General features: G+C 71.9%; 19 protein-coding genes. 5 read left to right on the top strand and 14 right to left on the bottom strand.

The window, feature by feature from the left end; translation table 11 throughout:
• Nucleotides 1-317 (bottom strand): acyl-CoA dehydrogenase family protein (locus tag ACWDX6_RS30040; RefSeq protein WP_451488027.1); only part of this gene is annotated, 317 nt, incomplete at its 3' end.
• 175 nt (nt 318-492) lie between these two features.
• Here ACWDX6_RS30040 and ACWDX6_RS30045 point away from each other — a divergent pair.
• Nucleotides 493-1,821 (top strand): UDP-glucose dehydrogenase family protein, encoded by a 1,329-nt coding sequence (locus ACWDX6_RS30045; protein ID WP_451488028.1) that lies wholly within the window; start codon nt 493-495, stop codon nt 1,819-1,821.
• A 72-nt stretch (nt 1,822-1,893) separates the two neighbouring features.
• Here the strand turns inward: ACWDX6_RS30045 and ACWDX6_RS30050 are convergent, their stop codons facing one another.
• From ACWDX6_RS30050 to ACWDX6_RS30065, 4 genes are all read right to left on the bottom strand, one after another.
• Complete coding sequence (locus ACWDX6_RS30050; RefSeq protein WP_451488029.1) at nt 1,894-2,832, bottom strand: membrane dipeptidase; 939 nt, start codon at nt 2,830-2,832, stop codon at nt 1,894-1,896.
• Between the two features lie 194 nt (nt 2,833-3,026).
• A complete protein-coding gene (locus ACWDX6_RS30055; protein ID WP_451488030.1) occupies nt 3,027-4,244 on the bottom strand; it encodes a dipeptidase in 1,218 nt (405 codons plus the stop codon).
• The gene (gene purE, locus ACWDX6_RS30060) at nt 4,241-4,780 is read right to left on the bottom strand and encodes a 5-(carboxyamino)imidazole ribonucleotide mutase (RefSeq protein WP_451488031.1); all 540 of its coding nucleotides are present in this window, start codon (nt 4,778-4,780) and stop codon (nt 4,241-4,243) included. Before purE ends, ACWDX6_RS30055 begins: the two co-directional genes overlap by 4 nt.
• Nucleotides 4,777-5,916, bottom strand: coding sequence for a 5-(carboxyamino)imidazole ribonucleotide synthase (locus tag ACWDX6_RS30065; protein ID WP_451488032.1), 1,140 nt, complete (start codon nt 5,914-5,916; stop codon nt 4,777-4,779). Before ACWDX6_RS30065 ends, purE begins: the two co-directional genes overlap by 4 nt.
• 163 nt (nt 5,917-6,079) lie before the next feature.
• Between ACWDX6_RS30065 and ACWDX6_RS30070 the strand changes: the two genes are divergently transcribed.
• Nucleotides 6,080-6,595, top strand: coding sequence for a GtrA family protein (locus ACWDX6_RS30070; RefSeq protein WP_451488033.1), 516 nt, complete (start codon nt 6,080-6,082; stop codon nt 6,593-6,595).
• A gap of 21 nt (nt 6,596-6,616) precedes the next feature.
• On the opposite strand, the gene ACWDX6_RS30075 is transcribed toward ACWDX6_RS30070, so the two are convergent.
• Nucleotides 6,617-7,882, bottom strand: a complete 1,266-nt coding sequence (locus ACWDX6_RS30075) for an ATP-binding protein (protein WP_451488034.1) — start codon at nt 7,880-7,882, stop codon at nt 6,617-6,619.
• A gap of 116 nt (nt 7,883-7,998) precedes the next feature.
• Nucleotides 7,999-8,676: a response regulator transcription factor gene (locus ACWDX6_RS30080; protein WP_451488035.1), complete on the bottom strand. Its 678-nt coding sequence runs from the start codon at nt 8,674-8,676 to the stop codon at nt 7,999-8,001.
• Between the two features lie 424 nt (nt 8,677-9,100).
• On the opposite strand from ACWDX6_RS30080, the gene ACWDX6_RS30085 reads away from it, so the two are divergent.
• The gene (locus tag ACWDX6_RS30085) at nt 9,101-10,621 is read left to right on the top strand and encodes a peptide MFS transporter (protein WP_451488036.1); all 1,521 of its coding nucleotides are present in this window, start codon (nt 9,101-9,103) and stop codon (nt 10,619-10,621) included.
• Nucleotides 10,622-10,704: 83 nt separating this feature from the next.
• Here ACWDX6_RS30085 and ACWDX6_RS30090 read toward each other — a convergent pair whose 3' ends face one another.
• The 3 genes from ACWDX6_RS30090 to ACWDX6_RS30100 form a co-directional block, all read right to left on the bottom strand.
• A complete protein-coding gene (locus tag ACWDX6_RS30090) occupies nt 10,705-10,878 on the bottom strand; it encodes a hypothetical protein (protein WP_451488037.1) in 174 nt (57 codons plus the stop codon).
• Between the two features lie 357 nt (nt 10,879-11,235).
• Nucleotides 11,236-11,781: an ATP-binding protein gene (locus ACWDX6_RS30095; protein WP_451488038.1), complete on the bottom strand. Its 546-nt coding sequence runs from the start codon at nt 11,779-11,781 to the stop codon at nt 11,236-11,238.
• A gap of 89 nt (nt 11,782-11,870) precedes the next feature.
• Nucleotides 11,871-12,242 carry an STAS domain-containing protein gene (locus tag ACWDX6_RS30100; RefSeq protein ID WP_403293473.1) on the bottom strand — a complete coding sequence of 124 codons (372 nt, stop codon included), beginning with the start codon at nt 12,240-12,242 and terminating at the stop codon, nt 11,871-11,873.
• A gap of 209 nt (nt 12,243-12,451) precedes the next feature.
• Here ACWDX6_RS30100 and ACWDX6_RS30105 point away from each other — a divergent pair, with 209 nt between their 5' ends.
• Entirely contained in the window at nt 12,452-13,348 is an 897-nt protein-coding gene (locus ACWDX6_RS30105) for an RNA polymerase sigma factor SigF (RefSeq protein WP_451488039.1), read from the top strand.
• Between the two features lie 62 nt (nt 13,349-13,410).
• On the opposite strand, the gene ACWDX6_RS30110 is transcribed toward ACWDX6_RS30105, so the two are convergent.
• Nucleotides 13,411-14,889 (bottom strand): endonuclease/exonuclease/phosphatase family protein, encoded by a 1,479-nt coding sequence (locus ACWDX6_RS30110; RefSeq protein ID WP_451488040.1) that lies wholly within the window; start codon nt 14,887-14,889, stop codon nt 13,411-13,413.
• A 404-nt stretch (nt 14,890-15,293) separates the two neighbouring features.
• Between ACWDX6_RS30110 and ACWDX6_RS30115 the strand changes: the two genes are divergently transcribed.
• Nucleotides 15,294-16,154 (top strand): helix-turn-helix domain-containing protein, encoded by an 861-nt coding sequence (locus ACWDX6_RS30115; RefSeq protein ID WP_451488041.1) that lies wholly within the window; start codon nt 15,294-15,296, stop codon nt 16,152-16,154.
• Here the strand turns inward: ACWDX6_RS30115 and hutI are convergent.
• From hutI to ACWDX6_RS30130, 3 genes are all read right to left on the bottom strand, one after another.
• Complete coding sequence (gene hutI, locus ACWDX6_RS30120; protein WP_451488042.1) at nt 16,079-17,341, bottom strand: imidazolonepropionase; 1,263 nt, start codon at nt 17,339-17,341, stop codon at nt 16,079-16,081. The genes ACWDX6_RS30115 and hutI overlap by 76 nt on opposite strands.
• Before the next feature lie 17 nt (nt 17,342-17,358).
• Complete coding sequence (locus ACWDX6_RS30125; protein ID WP_451488043.1) at nt 17,359-18,696, bottom strand: formimidoylglutamate deiminase; 1,338 nt, start codon at nt 18,694-18,696, stop codon at nt 17,359-17,361.
• Nucleotides 18,687-19,865 (bottom strand): allantoate amidohydrolase (locus ACWDX6_RS30130; RefSeq protein ID WP_451488044.1); only part of this gene is annotated, 1,179 nt, incomplete at its 5' end. The genes ACWDX6_RS30125 and ACWDX6_RS30130, both read right to left, overlap by 10 nt.

The following is a 19,865-nucleotide window of genomic DNA, read 5'->3' on the forward strand; positions in this document are numbered from 1 at the left end:
CCCGACAGGATCACCGGCAGCGACCCCAGCTTGTTCACCGCCGGGATCAGCGAGGAACTGCCGCACACCCGCGCGACCTCCTCGATCACGATCACCGTCGCCAGCGCGTCCGCCCCCGCACCCCCGTACACCTCCGGCACATGCACCGCGTGCAGATCCGCCGCCACCAGCGCGTCCAGCGCCTCCCTCGGGAACCGGCCCTCCTCGTCCACCACCGCCGCGAACGGCGCGATCTTCGCCTCCGCCAGCGCACGCACCGACTCCCGGAGCATCTCGTGCTCCTCCGACGGACGATAAAGGTCGAAGTCCTTGCCCATGATCCCGAGCTCCCCTAGAACGCTAACTACCGTTAAGTAACCCAAATTTTAGGGTGCGGGCGGCCTCGGGGACCAGGTGAGCTTTCCGACAGCCCGCGGCGGCGCGCGGTCCGTCCACACCGCCCCGACTATGCTCGGGCAGGCATTTTCCGCCTGCACGCACATGGAGTCCCGCATGGCCCTCAAGATCACCGTGATCGGCACCGGCTACCTCGGCGCGACACACGCGGCGGCCATGGCGGAGCTGGGCTTCGAGGTCCTCGGACTCGACGTCGTACCCGAGAAGATCGAGATGCTGTCGGCGGGCCGGGTCCCGATGTACGAGCCCGGGCTCGAGGAGCTCCTCGCCCGGCACGCCACCGGGATCGAGGGGTCGACGGGGCGGCTGCGCTTCACGACCTCCTGGGAGGAGGTCGGCGAGTTCGGCGACGTCCACTTCGTGTGTGTGAACACTCCGCAGAAGCACGGCGAGTACGCGTGCGACATGTCGTACGTCAACGCCGCCTTCGCCTCGCTCGCCGGCGTGGTGCGCTCGGGCTCGCTGGTCGTCGGCAAGTCGACCGTGCCGGTCGGCTCGGCGGAACGGCTCGCGGGGCTGCTGCCGGAGGGCGTCGACCTCGCGTGGAACCCCGAGTTCCTGCGGGAGGGCTTCGCCGTCCAGGACACGCTGCGACCTGACCGGATCGTGGTCGGTGTGCGCGGCGAGCGCGCCGAGAAGGTGCTGCGCGAGGTGTACGCCGGGCCGGTCGGCGAGGGCTCGCCGTTCGTGGTGACGGACTTCCCGACGGCGGAGCTGGTGAAGACCGCGGCCAACTCCTTCCTGGCGACGAAGATCTCCTTCATCAACGCGATGGCGGAGGTGTGCGAGGCCGCGGGCGGTGACGTCGCGAAGCTCGCGGAGGCGATCGGCTACGACGACCGGATCGGGTCCAAGTTCCTGCGGGCCGGGATCGGCTTCGGCGGGGGCTGCCTGCCGAAGGACATCCGGGCGTTCATGGCGCGGGCGGGCGAGCTGGGCGCGGACCAGGCGCTGACGTTCCTCAGAGAGATCGACTCGATCAACATGCGGCGGCGCGGCCAGATGGTCGCGATGGCGCGCGACGCGCTGGGCGGCGGGTCGTTCCTGGGCAAGCGGGTGGCGGTGCTCGGCGCGACGTTCAAGCCGGACTCGGACGACGTGCGGGACTCGCCGGCGCTGAACGTGGCGGGCCAGATCCATCTGCAGGGCGGGCAGGTGACGGTCTACGACCCGAAGGGCATGGACAACGCGCGCCGGCTGTTCCCGACGCTCGGGTACGCGGACACGGCGCTGGAGGCGGTACGCGGGGCGGACGTGGTGCTGCACCTGACGGAGTGGCGCGAGTTCCGCGACGCCCTGGACCCGGCGGAGCTCGGGGAGGTCGTCACGTCCCGGGTGATCCTGGACGGCCGCAACGCGCTGGACCCGACGCTGTGGCGCGAGGCGGGCTGGGTGTACCGCGCGATGGGCCGCCCGCGGGCGTAGCGGCGACGGACGGTTGGCCGGCAGGCCGCCGAGCCCCGGGGCCGGACCGGCCCCGGCCCCTGTCCCCCGGTCTCAGGTCGGGCGGCGCAGGCGGGTGGCCCGGGAGTGGAACTCCGATTCGCGCAGGACGCGGGTCGCGTTGGCGCGGGTGAGGGCGCGGATGTCCTGGTCCGGCCAGCCGCGCTGGAGCAGCTCCACGACGAGCTCCCGGTAGCCGGACCCCGGGTCCGGGCAGTGCGCGAGGCCCAGCGAGCCGGGTCCGGCCAGGGCGCGCAGCCGGTCCAGGGCGTCGGCCGTGGCGGAGACGCCGCCCGTCACCGGAACCATGCACACGCCGCAGTTCTCGCCCAGCAGGGCCAGAACCTCGTCCGGCAGGGCCTCCGGCTCCCCGCGCGTCATCAGGACCGGGGCCTTGGTGACCGCCAGCGCGGCGCGGATCGTGTCCGGGGCGGCGCCCGAGAGGTCCACGAGGACGCCCAGCCGGTTCATCTCCCGTACCGCGTCGTGGGCGAAGCGGTCGAAGTCGTCGAGACCGGACAGCGTCACCGCCAGGACGTCCAGCGCGTGGTACGCCCGGAGCGTGGCGAGCGAGCCGCCGAGAGCGGTGGCGCTCACGGGCCCCAGCAGCGCCGCGGCCCGGCCGCAGTTGGCGGCGTCGGAGACCTCCGCCGTGGTCCGCGCCAGCCGCAGGTGTTCCGGGCAGGCGGCGACGAGGGTCCGTACGGTGTCGATCCGTCGCAGCGTCTCCAGGACCGCGTCGTCCCCGGGCCCGGCGCGCAGGGACCAGAACTGCGCCCCCACGCCCTGGGCCCTGGGCGGAGGCAGGTCCTCGGGGTCGGGGGGCTCGGGAACGTCCATGTACCCCTCGACGACCGGATACGCGGCCAGCAGGGCGCGGGCGTGCTCGTCCTCGTCCGACGCGGGCGGCGGTGGTGGTCCCGGGGGATCGAGCTCACCGGCGGCTGCGGAAGCGGCCGACAGGTCAGGGGCGTCGTCCAGCAGATCTGCCATGAGGTGACTCCGAACTCGGTGAGGCAGTACCGCCCACCGTGCCACCCGCCCCTCCCCCGGTCGCGGTGGAGTGGTACGTCCGGGGGACGCCCGCCGGACGGGGGCCCACGCCGGTACGGGCGACGGCCCCGCCGGGACGAGACACCGACGGCCCCGCCGGAGCGGGGCCGTCGGTGTCACCGTGCCGGAGGGCGTCAGGCGGGCAGCCCGTCCAGCGACTCGATCGTCGCGTTCGACGGGCCACGGGTCGCCCGCAGACCGCGGGAGACCGCCTCCGCGTCCCGCAGCACGCGGACCGCGTTGGACCAGGTCAGCTTGGCGAGGTCGGCGCGGGACCAGCCGCGGGTCAGCAGCTCCGCGATCAGGTTGGGGTAGCCGGAGACGTCGTCGAGTCCGGCCGGGGTGAACGCCGTACCGTCGTAGTCGCCCCCGATGCCGATGTGGTCGATGCCGGCCACCTCGCGCATGTGGTCGAGGTGGTCGGCGACCGTGGCGGCGGTGGCGATCGGACGCGGGTTGTCCGCCTCGAAGGCGCGGTGGATCTTCATCGCCCGCGGGGTGGTGTCCAGGTGGTGCAGCCCGTGCGCCCGCATGTTCTCGTCGGCCCGGTCCGTCCACTCCACGGCCGCCCGCAGGATGAACTTCGGTACGAACGTGGCCATCGCCACGCCTCCGTTGGCCGGCAGCCGCTCCAGCACGTCGTCGGGGATGTTCCGCGGGTGGTCGCAGACCGCCCGGGACGAGGAGTGCGAGAAGATCACCGGCGCGACGGAGGTGTCGAGCGCGTCCCGCATCGTCGTCGCGGCGACGTGCGAGAGGTCCACGAGCATGCCGGTCCGGTTCATCTCCCGGACGACCTCGTGGCCGAAGGGCGAGAGCCCGCCGACTCCCGGCTCGTCGGTCGCCGAGTCCGCCCACGCGGTGTTGTCGTTGTGGGTGAGCGTCATGTAGCGCACGCCGAGGGTGTGCAGCGCGCGCAGGGTGGCGAGGGAGTCGTTGATGGAGTGGCCGCCCTCGGCGCCCTTCAGGGAGGCGATACGGCCCTGCCGCCGCGCGGACTCCATGTCGTCCGCGGTGAGGGCGGGGGCCAGCTCCCCGGCGTACCGCGCGAGGAGCTGGTCGACGATGTCGATCTGCTCCAGGGTGGCGCTGACCGCGTCGTCCCCGCTCAGCGAGCACGGCACGTACACGGACCAGAACTGGGCGCCGACGCCGCCGGCCCGCAGCCGGGCCAGGTCGGTGTGGAGGGCGCCGCGCTGGTCGGCCGCGATGTCCATGCGGTCCAGGTCGTAGCGGACGTGCTCCCGCAGGGCCCACGGCAGATCGTTGTGACCGTCGACGACGGGCGCGGAGGCGAGCAGCTCGCGCGCCTCCTCGAGGCGCTCCGGCGCCGGGCGGTCCGCCCCGCTCACCTGGCGAATCCGAAGGACTCCGAGCCCTCGACCTTGTTCCGCAGCCGCTTGCCCTTCTCGCTCGCCTGGTCGTTCAGCTCCTGCTGGAACTCCCGCATCCGGCCGAGCAGCTCCGGGTCGTGCGCGGCGATGATCCGGGCGGCGAGCAGACCGGCGTTGCGGGCGCCGCCGACGGAGACCGTGGCCACCGGCACACCGGCCGGCATCTGCACGATGGAGAGCAGCGAGTCCAGGCCGTCGAGGTGCTTCAGCGGGACCGGGACACCGATGACGGGCAACGGGGTGACCGAGGCGAGCATGCCCGGCAGGTGGGCGGCGCCGCCCGCGCCCGCGATGATCGCCTTCAGACCGCGGTCGGCGGCCTCCTCGCCGTATGTGATCATCTCGCGCGGCATGCGGTGCGCGGAGACGACGTCGACCTCGTACGGGATCTCGAACTCGTCCAGGGCCTGCGCCGCGGCCTCCATGATGGGCCAGTCGGAGTCGGATCCCATGACGATGCCGACGACGGGGCTCGCATCGGGGCTGGTGCTCATTGGGTGATCGTTCCTCGCAGATAGCCGGCGGCGTGACGCGCGCGCTCCAGCACGTCGTCCAGGTCGTCGCCGTAGGTGTTGACATGCCCCACCTTGCGGCCGGGCTTCACGTCCTTGCCGTACATATGGATCTTGAGCTGCGGATCGCGGGCCATGCAGTGCAGGTACGCGTAGTACATGTCGGGGTAGTCCCCGCCCAGCACATTGCACATGACCGTCCAGGGCGCGCGCGGGCGCGGATCGCCCAGCGGGAGGTCGAGGACGGCCCGGACGTGGTTGGCGAACTGCGAGGTGATCGCGCCGTCCTGGGTCCAGTGGCCGGAGTTGTGGGGGCGCATGGCGAGCTCGTTGACGAGGATCCGCCCGTCGGCGGTCTCGAACAGCTCGACGGCCAGATGTCCGACGACGCCGAGCTCCTTGGCGATGCGCAGCGCCAGCTCCTGGGCCTGACCGGCCAGCTCGCCGGAGAGGCCGGGAGCGGGTGCGATCACCGTGTCGCAGACGCCGTCGACCTGCCGCGACTCGACGACGGGGTAGGCGACGGCCTGGCCGTGCGGGGAGCGCACGATGTTCGCCGCGAGCTCGCGCGCGAAGTCGACCTTCTCCTCGGCGAGCACCGGCACGCCCGCCTGGAACGGGTCGCGGGCGTCGGCCTCCGTACGGACGAACCAGACGCCCTTGCCGTCGTAGCCGCCGCGCACGGTCTTCAGGATGATCGGGAAGCCGCCCACCTCGGCGGCGAAGGCCGCCGCGTCCGCCGGGTCGGCGACGATGCGGTGGCGCGGGCTCGGCGCGCCGATCTCGTCCAGTCTGGCGCGCATCACCCCCTTGTCCTGGGCGTGCACCAGCGCGTCGGGCCCGGGGCGGACGGGGATGCCGTCCGCCTCCAGGGCCCTCAGGTGTTCGGTCGGCACGTGCTCGTGATCGAAGGTGATCACGTCACAGCCGCGCGCGAAGTCACGCAGCGTGTCCAGGTTGCGATAGTCGCCGATGACGACGTCGCTCACCACCTGGGCCGCCGAGTCCTGCGGGGTGTCACTGAGGAGCTTGAACTTGATGCCGAGGGGGATGCCCGCCTCGTGGGTCATACGGGCGAGCTGACCGCCACCGACCATGCCGACTACCGGAAACGTCACCCTCTTAGGGTATCCGCACGAGGCGGGAAGCCTCATCCGCCTGTGCTTTGGCACAGCGAAACGGGGTTTTCCCATGGTTTGCGATGTCCGGGGGCGGGTGACAGGCGCGCTGGTTAGCATGGGTTGGTTGACATCATCCGAAGGACGGGGCTGAGCGATCACCATGACTGAGAAAAGCGCACTGCGCGTGCGGCTTGATCAGCTCACCCGCGAGTTCGCCAAGTTCGGCGCGGTCGGTGGTGTCGGGCTTCTGGTGGATCTCGGGGTGTTCAATCTCGTACGCCATCTGACGGACCTGCCGGTCGTGCGGGCGAGCATCATCGCCACCGTCGTCGCGATCGCGTTCAACTACGTGGGCTTCCGGTACTTCACCTACCGGGACCGCGACAAGAGCAGCCGGACCAGGGAGCTGACGCTCTTCTTCCTGTTCAGCGTCGTCGGCCTGGTGATCCAGAACGGCATCCTGTACGCGGCGACGTACGGGTTCGGCTGGGACAGCCCGCTGCAGAGCAACTTCTTCAAGTTCTTCGGCATCGGCGTCGCGACACTGTTCCGCTTCTGGTCGTACCGCACGTGGGTGTTCCGTACGCTGCCGGCCCGGGAGGCCGTGCAGACCGCCGAATCGTTCCTGGAGCAGGCTCCACGGCAGGCGGTCAGGAAGCAGCCCGACCGCGTGTGACCCCGGTCCTGGAGAAAAGCCCTAGCGGACCGGGCGCTCCTCGTCCGTGTGGCGTCTGACCTCGCGGCTCAGGAAGAGCGCGAACACCGGCGGCTGCTGCTGGAGCAGCTCGAGCCGCCCCCCGTCCGCCTCCGCGAGGTCCCGGGCGACCGCGAGGCCGATGCCGGTGGAGTTGCGGCCGCTGATGGTCCGCTCGAAGATCCGCGCGCCGAGGTCGGCGGGAACACCCGGCCCCTCGTCGGTGACCTCGATCACGGCCTGGTTGCCGGTGACCCGGGTGCGCAGGGCGACGGTGCCGCCGCCGTGCATGAGCGAGTTCTCGATCAGGGCGGCGAGGACCTGGGCCACCGCCCCGGGGGTGCCCACCGCCCGCATGCCCTGCTTGCCGGAGTGGACGATCGCCCGGCCCGCGCTGCGGTAGGCGGGGCGCCACTCCTCGATCTGCTGCTTGACGACCTCGTCGAGGTCGAAGGCGATGGCGGAGCCGGTACGGGGGTCCCGGGAGTTGGTGAGCAGTCGCTGGACGACGTCGGTGAGCCGCTCGACCTGGGTGAGCGCGATCGTCGCCTCCTCCTTGACGGTGTCCAGGTCGTCGGCGACCGCCACCTCCTCCAGCCGCATGGACAGGGCGGTGAGGGGCGTACGGAGCTGGTGGGAGGCGTCGGCGGCGAGCCGGCGTTCGGCGGTGAGCATCCGGGCGATCCGCTCGGCGGAGGCGTCCAGGACGTCGGCGACCCGGTCCAGCTCGGGCACGCCGTACCGCCGGTGACGCGGGCGCGGATCGCCCGAGCCGAGCCGTTCGGCGGTCTCGGCGAGGTCGGTGAGCGGGGACGCCAGCCTGTTGGCCTGCCGTACGGCGAGCAGGACGGCGGCCACGACGGCGAGCAGGGCCACGGCGCCGATGATCAGGAGGGTGCGTCCGACCTCGGCGGTGACGGTGGAGCGGGACTCCTCGACGGTGACGGTCTCGCCGCGTTCGCCGTCGGCGGTGGCGCGGATGACGCTGCCCTGGGGGCGGGTGCCGATCTCGATGGGGGCGCGGCCGGGGATCTCGATCAGGGCGTACCGCTTGGCGCCGCTCTGCTCGGCGAGGATGTCGGGGTTGACGGGCTCCCCGCCGATGAGGCGGCTGTCGACGATGGCGACCAGGCGCAGCGCCTCGGAGTCCACGCTCTCCTGGGCGCTGCTGGAGATGGTCCGCGTCTCGACGAGGACGAGGGACACCCCGAAGACGGCGATGACGACGAGGACCACGGCGAGCGTGGAGTTGATCAGCCTGCGGCGCACGGTGCATGCCCTCCGGGCGGGGTGACGGTCTTGCCCGTCGAGCCTACGGTCCCGGGAGCGGCGGCCCCGGGCGCGAGCGGCAGGACGCTTCCGCACGCTTCTCGAAAGCGGACGCGCTAACTCTTCTCGAAGCGGAAGCCGACGCCCCGGACCGTGGCGATGTAGCGCGGGTTGGCCGCGTCGTCGCCCAGCTTCTTGCGCAGCCAGGAGATGTGCATGTCGAGGGTCTTGGTCGAGGACCACCAGGTCGTGTCCCAGACCTCCCGCATCAGCTGGTCCCTGGTCACGACCCGGCCGGCGTCCCGGACCAGGACCCGCAGCAGGTCGAACTCCTTCGCCGTGAGCTGGAGCTCCTCCTCGCCCATCCAGGCGCGGTGCGACTCGACGTCGATCCGCACGCCGTGCGTGGCCGGGGGGACGGCCGACTCGGTGGCGCCGCGCCGGAGCAGGGCCCGGACCCGGGCGAGGAGCTCGGCGAGGCGGAAGGGCTTGGTGACGTAGTCGTCGGCGCCGGCGTCGAGCCCGACGACGGTGTCGACCTCGTCGGCGCGGGCGGTCAGCACCAGGATCGGGATCGCGTGCCCCTCGGAGCGCAGGCGCCGGGCGACCTCCAGCCCGTCCATGCCGGGCAGCCCCAGATCGAGGACGACGAGGTCGACCCCGCCCTTGAGTCCGGCGTCGAGGGCGCTCGGCCCGTCCTCCCGCACCTCGACCTCGTACCCCTCCCGCCGCAGGGCGCGGGCCAGCGGTTCCGAGATGGATGCGTCGTCCTCGGCGAGCAGTACACGGGTCATGGGGTGATGGTAGTCCGCATGGGGGACACCCGAGGCATGATCCACCGGGTGCGCACAGGCCCTGGCTATCGGATGGCCAGTCAGCAGATGACCTTCGAATGACGGTCCGTGGCTCCCTGATTACCTGTGATCCATCTCTCAACCCCTTCCATATGGGCTGCTGTCGTGTCGTATGGTGGCGAGACGTCTGTAGCGGTATTCGGGGACCTTTGGCACGCTTCGTGCGCCAAAGGTCTCTTTTCGCGCGAGGTCGGCTTCGCCAACCTTGAGGACGGTGAATGACCTGTGGGCCGGGTCCGGTGACGCCATGCGCGTCGCGGGGCGTGGATCCCGGCGGGGCGCGACCGCTCCTCGCCGGTGCCGGCCTCCCCCACCGGGCGCACCACGCTCACGAGGCGCGCGTCCCGAAAGAGCAAGGATCGACATGGCGTCCAGCCTGACGACGGCTTCGACCGGAGTTCCCCGGTACCAGAAGACGTTTCTCGGCCACCCCCGCGGCCTGACCACCCTCTTCTTCACCGAGATGTGGGAGCGCTTCTCCTACTACGGGATGCGGGCCCTGCTGGTGTACTACCTGGTCTCCGGTGGCGCCGACGCCGCCGTGGGCGGCCAGGGCGGCGGTCTGGCGATGAAGGCGGCCACCGCCACGGCCATCTACTCGGTGTACGTGTCGATGGTCTACCTCATGGCGATGCCGGGCGGCTGGTTCGGCGACCGTGTCTGGGGCGCCCGCAAGACCGTCACCATCGCCGGTTTCGTGATCATGGCCGGTCACATCTCGCTGGCACTGCCCGGCTCGGCGATGTTCTTCGTCGGCCTCGCGCTGGTGGCCGTCGGTTCGGGTCTGCTCAAGGCCAACATCTCGACGATGGTGGGCCACCTCTACGACGGTCCCGAGGACCCGCGTCGTGACGGCGGCTTCACGCTCTTCTACGTCGGCATCAACCTCGGCGCCTTCGTCGCTCCGCTCCTCATCGGAACGATCGGGAAGGAAGTCAACTGGCACCTCGGCTTCGCGCTCGCCGCGGTGGGCATGGGCCTCGGTCTCGCGGTCTTCCTGACCTTCGCCAAGAGCCTCAACCCGAAGAGCAGCGAGGTCCCGAACCCGCTCTCCGCCGAGGAGCGCAAGGCGGTCATCACGAAGGCCGCTCTCGCCGTCGCCCTCGTGGCCGTCTTCTACGGCATCGTCGTGGCCCTCGGCCTGTACACGCTGAACTGGGCTCTGGTCCCGCTCACCCTCGCCGGTCTGCTCATTCCGATCGCCGTCCTGGCCCGCATCAAGCGTGACAAGGACCTCGACCCGTCCGAGCAGTCGAAGATCAACGGCTACATCTGGTTCTTCGTGGCCGCCGCGATCTTCTGGATGATCTACGACCAGGGTGGCTCGACCCTGTCCCTCTTCGCGGACGGCAAGACCGCCGGCACCGTCTTCGGCCTCGGCTTCTCCGCCACCTGGTACCAGTCCCTGAACCCGCTCTACGTCATGGCGCTGGCCCCGGTCTTCGCCTGGCTGTGGCTGTGGCTGGCCCGCAGGAACCGGGAGCCGAACACCATCGTGAAGTTCGCGATGGGCCTGGTCCTCGTCGGTGCGTCCTTCTTCGTCTTCGTCGTCCCGATGAACATGGCGGGCGACGGCACCCTCGTCTCCCCGATGTGGCTCGTCTCGATCTACATGATCCAGACCATCGGTGAGCTCTGCCTCTCCCCCGTCGGCCTCTCCGTCACGACGAAGATGGCGCCGAAGAAGTACGCCTCCCAGATGATGGGTGTCTGGTTCCTCGCCGTCACCGCCGGTGACTGCACCACGGGTCTGCTCTCCATCGCGGGCGTGGACCTGAACGGAACCGGGATCATCGCGATGCAGGCGACGCTCGCCGTCGCGGCGGGCTTCGCGATCTACATGTACCGCAAGAAGGTCCAGACGCTGATGGGCGACGTCCACTGACGTCGGCTTCCGTACGGACCGGAGGGCCGCCGCACTGATCCGGTGCGGCGGCCCTCCGCCGTTTCCGGCCGGCCCGTACCGCGTCAGCGCCGCAGCCGCGCCCACGGGGTGAACGTGAACACCGCGCCGCCGAGGAGGATTACCGTGCCGGCCACCAGGGCGAGCGCGCAGGGCGCCCTCGTCCTCGGCGCCGGTTTGGGCGAGGCCGCCGCCGGAGCCGCCCGTACCGCCCGTACCGCCGCTCGCGGTGGTGCCACCGCCCTTGCCGCCCTCGGCCCGGGCGGTCGAGGACCCGCTCACCCGCAGATGCACCGGGACTCGCGCCTCCCGGCAGCCGACCGTCGCGAAGACCGTGCCCCGGTGCTCCCCGGGCGGGGTGTCATGACGCCCTTGGGGAGCTCGACCGGGCTGTCGGAGACGCCCTTCTCGAAGCATGGTGATCGTGTAGGAGCCGCCGTTCTCGACGGCCCTGAGGTCGACGGGCGAGACCGCGCCCTTGGGGTCGATTGTGGTCTCGCAGGCGTAGTCCACGTCGACGACGGCGGTCACCGGGAGACGCACGCGACTCCCCGAACGGCCGTGCCAGCCGGCTGCGGCTGCGGCCGCAGCAAGTCCTAGGCCGGCGCGCTCAGTTCCGCCCAGACCGTCTTGCCCGGGGCGCCGGGTGTGCGCTCGATGCCCCAGTCGAGGCAGAGCCGCTGCACGATGAACATGCCGTGTCCGCCGGGCCGTCCGGCCCGGTGCGGGGTGCGCGGCGCGGGCTGGCCGGCGCCGCGGTCGACGACCTCCAGGCGCAGCACCTTCGCGCGGCGCCGGACGCTCAGCGACTCCGGGCCCTCGGCGTGCAGGCAGGCGTTGGTGACCAGTTCGGAGACGACGAGCAGGACGTCCTCGGCGGCGGCCCTGGCCTCGGCGGTGGCGGCGGGCAGCCAGCCCCAGTCGTAGAGCGCCGTCCTCGTGAAGTCGCGGGCGAGCGGGACGGTGCCACTGGCGGCGCCGAGCGAGAGGGTCCGTGCGTCGAGGTCGGCACCGGGAGCCGCGGCACCGGCCGCATGGGCCGCGTCGGCGGCATCGGCACCGGAACGCGCGCCGGCGGAGGCTGCACCCGTGCCGTGGCTCGTGGCCTCCTCGACCTCCCTGCCACCGGCAGCAGTGTCCATCAGCGCTTCACCTCACCGATTCAACCGATTCACCAGACAAAAGGACGAAACCTGGGCTCTTCTGCCCGGCGATTCCCTCACGACACCCGTCACTCGTCGGGGAGGGCCGCCGCGAGAGAGTCGTGCACGGTGAAGACGACGTCCGCACCGGTGATCTCGAAGACCCGCGCCACCACGGGCCGCATCCCGGTCAGGTGGACCCCTCCCCCGGCGGCGTCGGCCTTCAGCCGGGCACCCAGCAGCACGTTGAGCCCGGTGGAATCACAGAAATCAAGGCGTGAGCAGTCGACCACGAGCCGTGAGCGACCGGCGTCGAGCGCCTCGTCCAGTGGCGCACGCAACAGGTCGGCGGTGTGGTGATCGAGCTCACCCACCGGAGTGAGGATCTCGGTCGCCCCCACGGTCCGGACCTCGACCCGCAGCCGTCCTGACTGCGTGCTGCCGACGTTCTGGCGGTCCATTCCCGTGCCTCTTCTCGCTCTCACGAATGGCGGTTGACGTGGTCGAACCATACAAGGTCCGCGCCCGCTACGGCAGCCGCCCTCTGCCACATAACTACACAAAGCAGACAATTGACACTTGCAATGATCCCCGCCGAGACGATAGGCCTAGGGGAAACATCCGACACGGCCGGCTTTGGAGGCGCCGCAAACCGCAGCAAGAAGGAATGATGGAGGAGACCATGTCACCCCGGCTCGACGCTCCGCGTCCCCACAACGCGTCGTCGACAGCAACTCTGCCCCCCACCCACGATCTCGAGCTCGGTCCCGGCCTTCCCGAGATCCCGCCCTTCGACCAGGTCCAGGCCCTGGACGCCCGGGCGCTCTCGAAGACCCTGTTCGCCCGCCTCGACGACCTCGAAGAGGGCACGCACGAGTACGCGTACGTCCGCAACACCCTCGTCGAGCTCAACCTCGCCCTGGTCAAGTTCGCCGCCTCCCGCTTCCGCTCCCGCAGCGAGCCGATGGAGGACATCATCCAGGTCGGCACGATCGGCCTGATCAAGGCGATCGACCGGTTCGAACTCTCCCGGGGCGTCGAGTTCCCCACGTTCGCGATGCCGACGATCATCGGCGAGATCAAGCGCTTCTTCCGCGACACGTCGTGGTCGGTGCGCGTCCCGCGACGGCTCCAGGAGCTCCGCCTCGACCTCGCCAAGGCCGGCGACGAGCTGGCCCAGCGGCTCGACCGCACGCCGACCGTCGGCGAACTCGCCGCGGAGCTCGACCTGAGCCGCGACGAGGTCGTCGAGGGCATGACGGCCAGCAACGCGTACACCGCGAGCTCGCTGGACGCCCAGCCGGAGGACGACGACGGCGAGGGCGCGCTCGCCGACCGGATCGGTTACGAGGACCACGGCCTGGAGGGCATCGAGTACGTCGAGTCCCTCAAGCCGATGATCGCCTCGCTGCCGGCCCGCGAGCGGCGCATCCTCTCCCTGCGCTTCGTCGCCGGCCTCACCCAGTCGGAGATCGGCGAGGAGCTCGGCATCTCGCAGATGCACGTCTCCCGGCTGCTCACCCGCACGCTCGGCAGGCTGCGCAAGGGACTGACGCTGGACGAGTGACCCCGGCGGTTCCCCGAAGGCTTGTGGAAAGGGCTCGTCCGTACCGGACGGGCCCTTCCGCGTCAGCCGGTGAGCCGTACCCGCGCGGTGACGGGGTAGTGGTCGGACCGGCCGGCGTCTGCCGTCACGTCGCACACGAGCTGCGCGCCGGCGGGGGCGAAGATGTAGTCGATCTTGATCTCCCGCCCGGTGAGCGGCTTCGTCGCCCTTCCGTCCCGCGGACGCTCCGGCCACAGGCCCTCGTCGCACTCGCGGTCCGCCGCGTAAAGGCCCTTCAGCGCGTCCTTGGGGCCGTCGGGAGAGGTCGAGTCCGGCGGTACGACGTTGAGGTCGCCGCCGAAGACCGTGCGGTAGCCGGCCGGGGTCCGGGCGTGCACGACGCTCTCCAGCTGCGCCGCCTGCGCCTCGCGGTACGACCCGGTGCTGTCGTCCGTCGTCAGGCCGGAGCTGAAGTGGGCGTTGCAGAACTGCAGGGCGCGCGCCTCGATCGTGGCGCACAGGACCGTGCGCTGCTCCTTCCTCGTCCAGGTCGTACCGTCGAACTGGTTGGGCGGGGAGGTCAGGGCCTCGGCTCGGTACCAGGTGCTCTCCGCCGGGACGGCCAGCCCGATGCCGTACGCGCCGCGGTCCGTCCAGTTGCCGTCGGTGCCGGCCTTGGCGCAGTTCCTGGCGGCCAGGAGCTCCGAGCCGTCGACGGTGTACCGGATGGGTGCGAACCGCACGTGCCACCCGCTGTTCGTCGCGGCCTCCAGCCTGGTCTCGACGGTCCTGGCGTGCGTCTCGCACATCTCCTGGAGGAAGACGGCGTCGTAGTCGGCGGCCGCCGCCCCCAGCCGCGCCACGACCTGGTCGGCGAGGGCGTCCCCGGTGACCCGGTGGTTGCCGCAGGTGTCGTTGGTGCCGGCGCAGACGTTCCAGGTCATGACCTTGAAGTCCTCGGCGGTGGCCGGAAGCCGGGGCGCGGGACGGTCCGCGCCTCCGGGGGCTCCGAGGTCCACGATCTCGAAGCGCTCCCATGAGCCGACCGAGGTGGCGCGTGCCCGCAGCATGGCCTGGTCCCCGCCGGAGTCGTTGATCTCGGCGGTGACGTAGGCGCCGGTGGCCTTGGACTTCAGGGCGTAGGTGCCGTTCGACTGCGGCTCCAGCCGGAAGCCCTGCCAGTCGCCGACGGTCGCGCCGCGAGCCCGGAGCAGGCCCGCGTACGGGTCGCCGTAGTTCACCTCCGTGGTGACGTAGAGCCCGTTCGCCTCGGAGCGAAGGGCGACGGTCGCGCCCTTGTCGGCGGTGTGGAGGGTGAACTTCTCCCAGGAGCCCAGGGCTTCGGGGCCGCCGGCGGTGCGGGCCCGGAGCTTGCCGGCCTGCGCACCCGGGGCGTTGATCTCCGCGGCGACGAACATGCCGTTGGCCTCGGAGCGCAGCGCGTACGTGTGCCCGGCAGTCGGCGGCGGGGCCTCGGCCGCGTGGGCCTCGCCGGCCGGCAGCGTCACCCCCGCGAACAAGAGGGCGCAGAGCGCCGCGAGTTGACAGGCGAGTCGTTTCATCCGTGTTCCTCCGGTCGACTGAAAGGCGCCGGAGCATAACCCGTTCGACGACCGCACACGCTGCCGGGTGGGCCGGTGGGGGAGGTCCGCCAGGGCGGCCGCGCTGGAGGAGGGTCCCGGAGAACCGCGATCCGGGGAACCGCGATCCGGGGAACCGCGATCCGGTGGGGTGTGAGCCGGTCGGGAGGGGTCCGGCGGTCCACGACGTCCCGGTAGAAGAAGCTTGGGGAGAACCTTCCCACCCAAACCCGACACCCTCACACGTTCGGGTGACAAGGTGGCAGAACGCGCGGACGGCACGGTACGGTCGCGCCAATTCACATGCCCCATAAAAGATTTCGGCCCTCGGCGGGACTGGCATCCCGGTCGAGGGCCTGATCACCTAGGAAGAAGAGACCTTCCCGATGACTGACACGCAGTTTAGCGCGGCCGTGTCCGCGTACGCCGGAGTCACGCACATCCGGCATCGCCACGACGAGAAGTTCACCGTCGTCGGCAACCACCTCGCCCAGCACAAGGACCTGTCCGCCTGCGCGATCGGGATCGGGGTGTACATCCAGTCCCTGCCCGACGGCGCGCTCGTCGGCATCAAGGTGCTGGCCGCGCGGTTCCCCGAGGGTGAGGCGCGGATCGCCCACGCGCTCAGGGAGCTGGAGGCCGCCGGATACCTGAAGCGGAAGGTCGAGCGCGCGGCGGGGGCGAAGCTCGCGACGCGGACGTACTGGTACGAGAACCCCCACCGGGTGGATCTGGTGAAGCGTCGCCACACCGTCCCGGCACGGGTCCGTGCTCGGGAAGCACCCGCGCTCGCCGAGGAGTTGCGGCCCGCCGCCTCGCTGCTGGCCGGTCTGCGGCAGGCCGATCCCCGGCTGCTGCTGTCCGAGAACGACGTCCGGTGCCTGGCCCCGGCGGTACGTACCTGGCTGGAACGGGGGGTGGAGGCTCCCGCCGTGGTGCGCACCCTCGCGGGCGGGCTGCCGGCCGGGACGATCCGCTGGCCCGCCCGGCTGCTCGCGCACCGCCTGCGGGAGTGGCTGCCGCCCGCGCTGCCGCCCGCGCCGACCAACCCGGCCGAGAGAACCGGACCGCTACCGATGCAGACCTGCGAAGGCTGCGACCGCGCCTTCCGGGCGGCGGCGCCGGGCAAGTGCCGGGACTGCCGGGGCTGTCGGGAGGCCCGGGGCGGCGGTCAGGCCCCGGACGGCGCGCCGGTCGGGACGCCCCGGCGCCAGACCTCGGAGACCAGGGGAACGCCCGGGCGGTAGGCGAGGTGGACGTGGGAGGGGGCGTCCAGGATCGCGAGGTCCGCGTAGGCGCCCGGGGAGAGGCGGCCGATGTCGGTGCGGCGCAGCGCGGCCGCGCCGCCCGCGGTGGCGGACCAGAGCGCCTCGTCCGGCGTCATGCGCATGTCCCGTACGGCGAGGGCGATGCAGAAGGGGACGGAGGAGGTGAAGGACGAGCCGGGGTTGCAGTCCGTGGACAGGGCGACCGTCACGCCCGCGTCGAGGAGGCGGCGGGCGTCCGGCCACTGGGCGCGGGTGGAGAACTCGGCGCCCGGCAGGAGCGTCGCGACCGTGGCGCCCGAGGCGAGCGCGTCGACGTCGGCGTCGGTCAGGTGGGTGCAGTGGTCGGCGCTGGCCGCGTCGAGTTCGACGGCGAGCTGGACACCGGGGCCGTACGAGAGCTGGTTGGCGTGCACGCGGGGGTGCAGGCCCTTGGCCTTTCCGGCGGTCAGGATCGCCCGCGCCTGGTCCCCGTCGAAGGCGCCCTTCTCGCAGAAGACGTCGATCCAACGGGCGTACGGGGCGCAGGCGTCCAGCATCTCGCCGGTGACGAGGTCGACGTAGGCGGCGGGGTCGTCGGCGTAGTCCGGGGAGACGATGTGGGCGCCGAGGTAGGTGACCTCGTCGGTGTGGGCGGCGGCGATCCGCAGGGCGCGGGCCTCGTCCTCGACGGTGAGGCCGTAGCCGGACTTGGTCTCGAAGGTGGTGGTGCCCTGGCGGAGGGCTTCGCGCAGGTAGCGGGCGACGTTCGCCGAGAGGGCCTCGTCGCTCGCCGCCCGCGTCGCCGCCACCGTCGTACGGATGCCGCCGGCCGCGTACGGCTGCCCGGACATCCGGGCGTTGAACTCGGCCGTGCGGTCGCCCGCGAAGACCAGGTGCGAGTGGGAGTCCACGAACCCGGGGATCACCGCCCGGCCGCCCGCGTCGACCCGGTTGTCAGTGGCGGGTGCTTCTCTTGATTCACCGACCCAGACGACGCGGTCGCCGTCGATGACGACGGCCGCGTCCCGGATCAGACCGAGGGCGGTGCCATCTCCGAGGGAGGGATCGTTGGTGACCAGGCTGGCGATGTTGACGATGGCGGTGGCCGCGGTCGCCACGGGGCTGTTCGTGCTCGTGGGGGCGGAGGTCGCCGCGGGGCTGTTCGTCGCCGCAGGGCCGGTGTTCATGGTGAGGGGTGTCTCCTTCAGCCGCGCAGGGCGGCGATCGAGTCGGCGAGGGCCCGGGGCACGTCCGGCACGGATCGGTGGACCCCGTCCCGTACGACATGGCGGCCGCCCACGACCGTGTGCCGGACGTCCGCGGCCGACGCGGCGAATACCGCCGTCTCGGCTGCCAGACGCGGCACCGGTCCCGCTGTCCTGACGGAGTCGAGCGCGATCGTCGTGAAGTCGGCGAGGGCGCCCTCCTCCAGCCGGCCCGACGCGCCCCAGCCCAGGGACGCGTGGCCGTCGGCGGTGGCGGCCCGGAGCAGGGCCGCGGCCGTCCAGTGGCCGCGGGTGCGCGAGCGCAGGCGCTCGTTCAGCTCCATGGCGCGCGCCTCCTCGAGGAGGTCGATGACGGCGTGGCTGTCGCTGCCGAGCGACAGCGGGGAGCCGGCCCGCTGGAGTGCGGCGGCCGGGCCGATGCCGTCCGCGAGGTCGCGCTCCGTCGTCGGGCACATGCAGGTGCCGGTCGTCGAGGAGCCGATCAGCGCGATGTCGGTGTCCGTGAGGTGGGTGTTGTGGACGCCGGTCGTCAGCGGGCCGAGCACGCCGTGGTCGGCGAGGAGCTGGGTGGGGGTGCGGCCGTGGGCGGCGAGGCAGGCGTCGTTCTCCGCCGTCTGCTCCGAGAGGTGGACGTGCAGCGGCGCGCCCCGCTCCCGGGCCCAGGACGCGACCGTGGCCAGCTGGTCCGCGGGGACCGCCCGCACGGAGTGGATCGCCGCCCCGATCCGTACGCCGTCGCGTTCCTTGAGCGCCGACACGCGCTCCGCCCAGGCGTCGGCCGTGCCGTCGGTGAAGCGGAGCTGGTGCTGCTCGGGTGCGGCGCCGAAGCCGGAGGAGAGGTAGGCGGTGTCGAGGAGGGTGATGCGGACGCCGGCCTCGGCCGCCGCCGCGATGAGCGCCTCGCCCATCGCGTTGGGGTCGGCGTAGGGGGTGCCGCCGGGGGCGTGGTGGAGGTAGTGGAACTCGCCGACGGCGGTGATGCCGGCCAGCGCCATCTCGGCGTACACGGCCCGTGCCAGGGCGTGGTAGGTCTCGGGGGTGAGCCGGGACGCGACCTGGTACATGACCTCCCGCCAGGTCCAGAAGGTGCCTGAGCCGACCTGGACCGTGCCGCGAAGGGCCCGGTGGAAGGCGTGCGAGTGGGCGTTGGCCAGGCCGGGGACGGTCAGGCCGCGCAGGACGACGGCGCCGGGGGGCGGGGTGGCGACCTCCTTGCGTACGGCGGTGACGCTGCCGTCCGCGACGGTCAGGGTGACGCCCGGTTCGACGTGGGTGTCGAGCCAGGCGTGTTCGAGCCAGTACGTCGTCACCTGCACGCCAGCCCTTCCAGTACGTCGGCGAGTGCGAGGACCCCGGCCACGCAGTCGTCCTCGGCGGCGTACTCGGCCGGGGAGTGCGAGACGCCGGTGGGGTTCCGTACGAACAGCATGGCGGTCGGGACGGATCCGGAGAGGATTCCGGCGTCGTGTCCCGCGCCCGTACCGAGGACCGGGGTCTTCTCGCCGAGGATCCCGGCCAGCTCGTCCCTGAGCGTATGGGCGAACTCCACGACCGGGGTGAAGGACTCCCGTACGACGGTGAGGTCGATGCCCTGGCGTGCGGCGTGGTCGCGGGCGGCGGTCTCGATCCCCTCGATGACCGTGTCGAGCGCGTGCTGGTCGGCCGCGCGGGCGTCGAGCCAGCCGCGGACCAGGGAGGGGATGGCGTTGACGCCGTTCGGCTCCACCGCGATCTTGCCGAAGGTGGCGACGGCGCCGGCGAGCTCGGCCTCGCGGCGGGCGGCCAGGACCGTCTCGGCGTAGGTCAGCATCGGGTCGCGGCGGTCGACGAGACGGGTGGTGCCGGCGTGGTTGGCCTCGCCGGCGAAGTCGTACCGCCAGCGGCCGTGGGGCCAGATCGCGGAGGCGATGCCGACGGCGTCGCCCGACAGGTCCAGGGCGCGGCCCTGCTCGACGTGGAGTTCGACGAAGGCGCCGATCCGGGCGAGGCGTTCGGGGTCGGGGCCGATGGCGTCCGGGTCGTAGCCCGCGGCCTCCATCGCCCGCGGGAGCGTGATCCCGTCGGCGTCGCGGAGCTCGTACGCCTTGTCCTTGGTGAGCTGTCCGGCGGTGAGCCGGGAGCCGACGCAGGCGAGGCCGAAGCGGGCGCCCTCCTCGTCACCGAAGTTGGTGATGGCGAGGGGGCGCGTGAACCGGACGCCGCGGCGGCGGAGTTCGTCGAGGGCGGCGAAGGCGGAGACGACGCCGAGGGGGCCGTCGAAGGCGCCGCCGTCGGGTACCGAGTCCAGGTGGGACCCGGTGACGACGGCGTCTTTGGCGGCGGGGTCGCCGAGCCAGGCCCACTGGTTGCCGTTGCGGTCGACCTCGTAGTCCAGGCGGCGGGCCTCCGCCTGCATCCGGAACCAGAGCCGGCAGTCGGCGTCGGCGCCGGTCCAGGCGTAGCGGCGGTAGCCGCCCGAGGCGTCGCTGCGGCCGATCGGCCGCAG

The organism is Streptomyces sp. NPDC003027 (assembly GCF_053591435.1).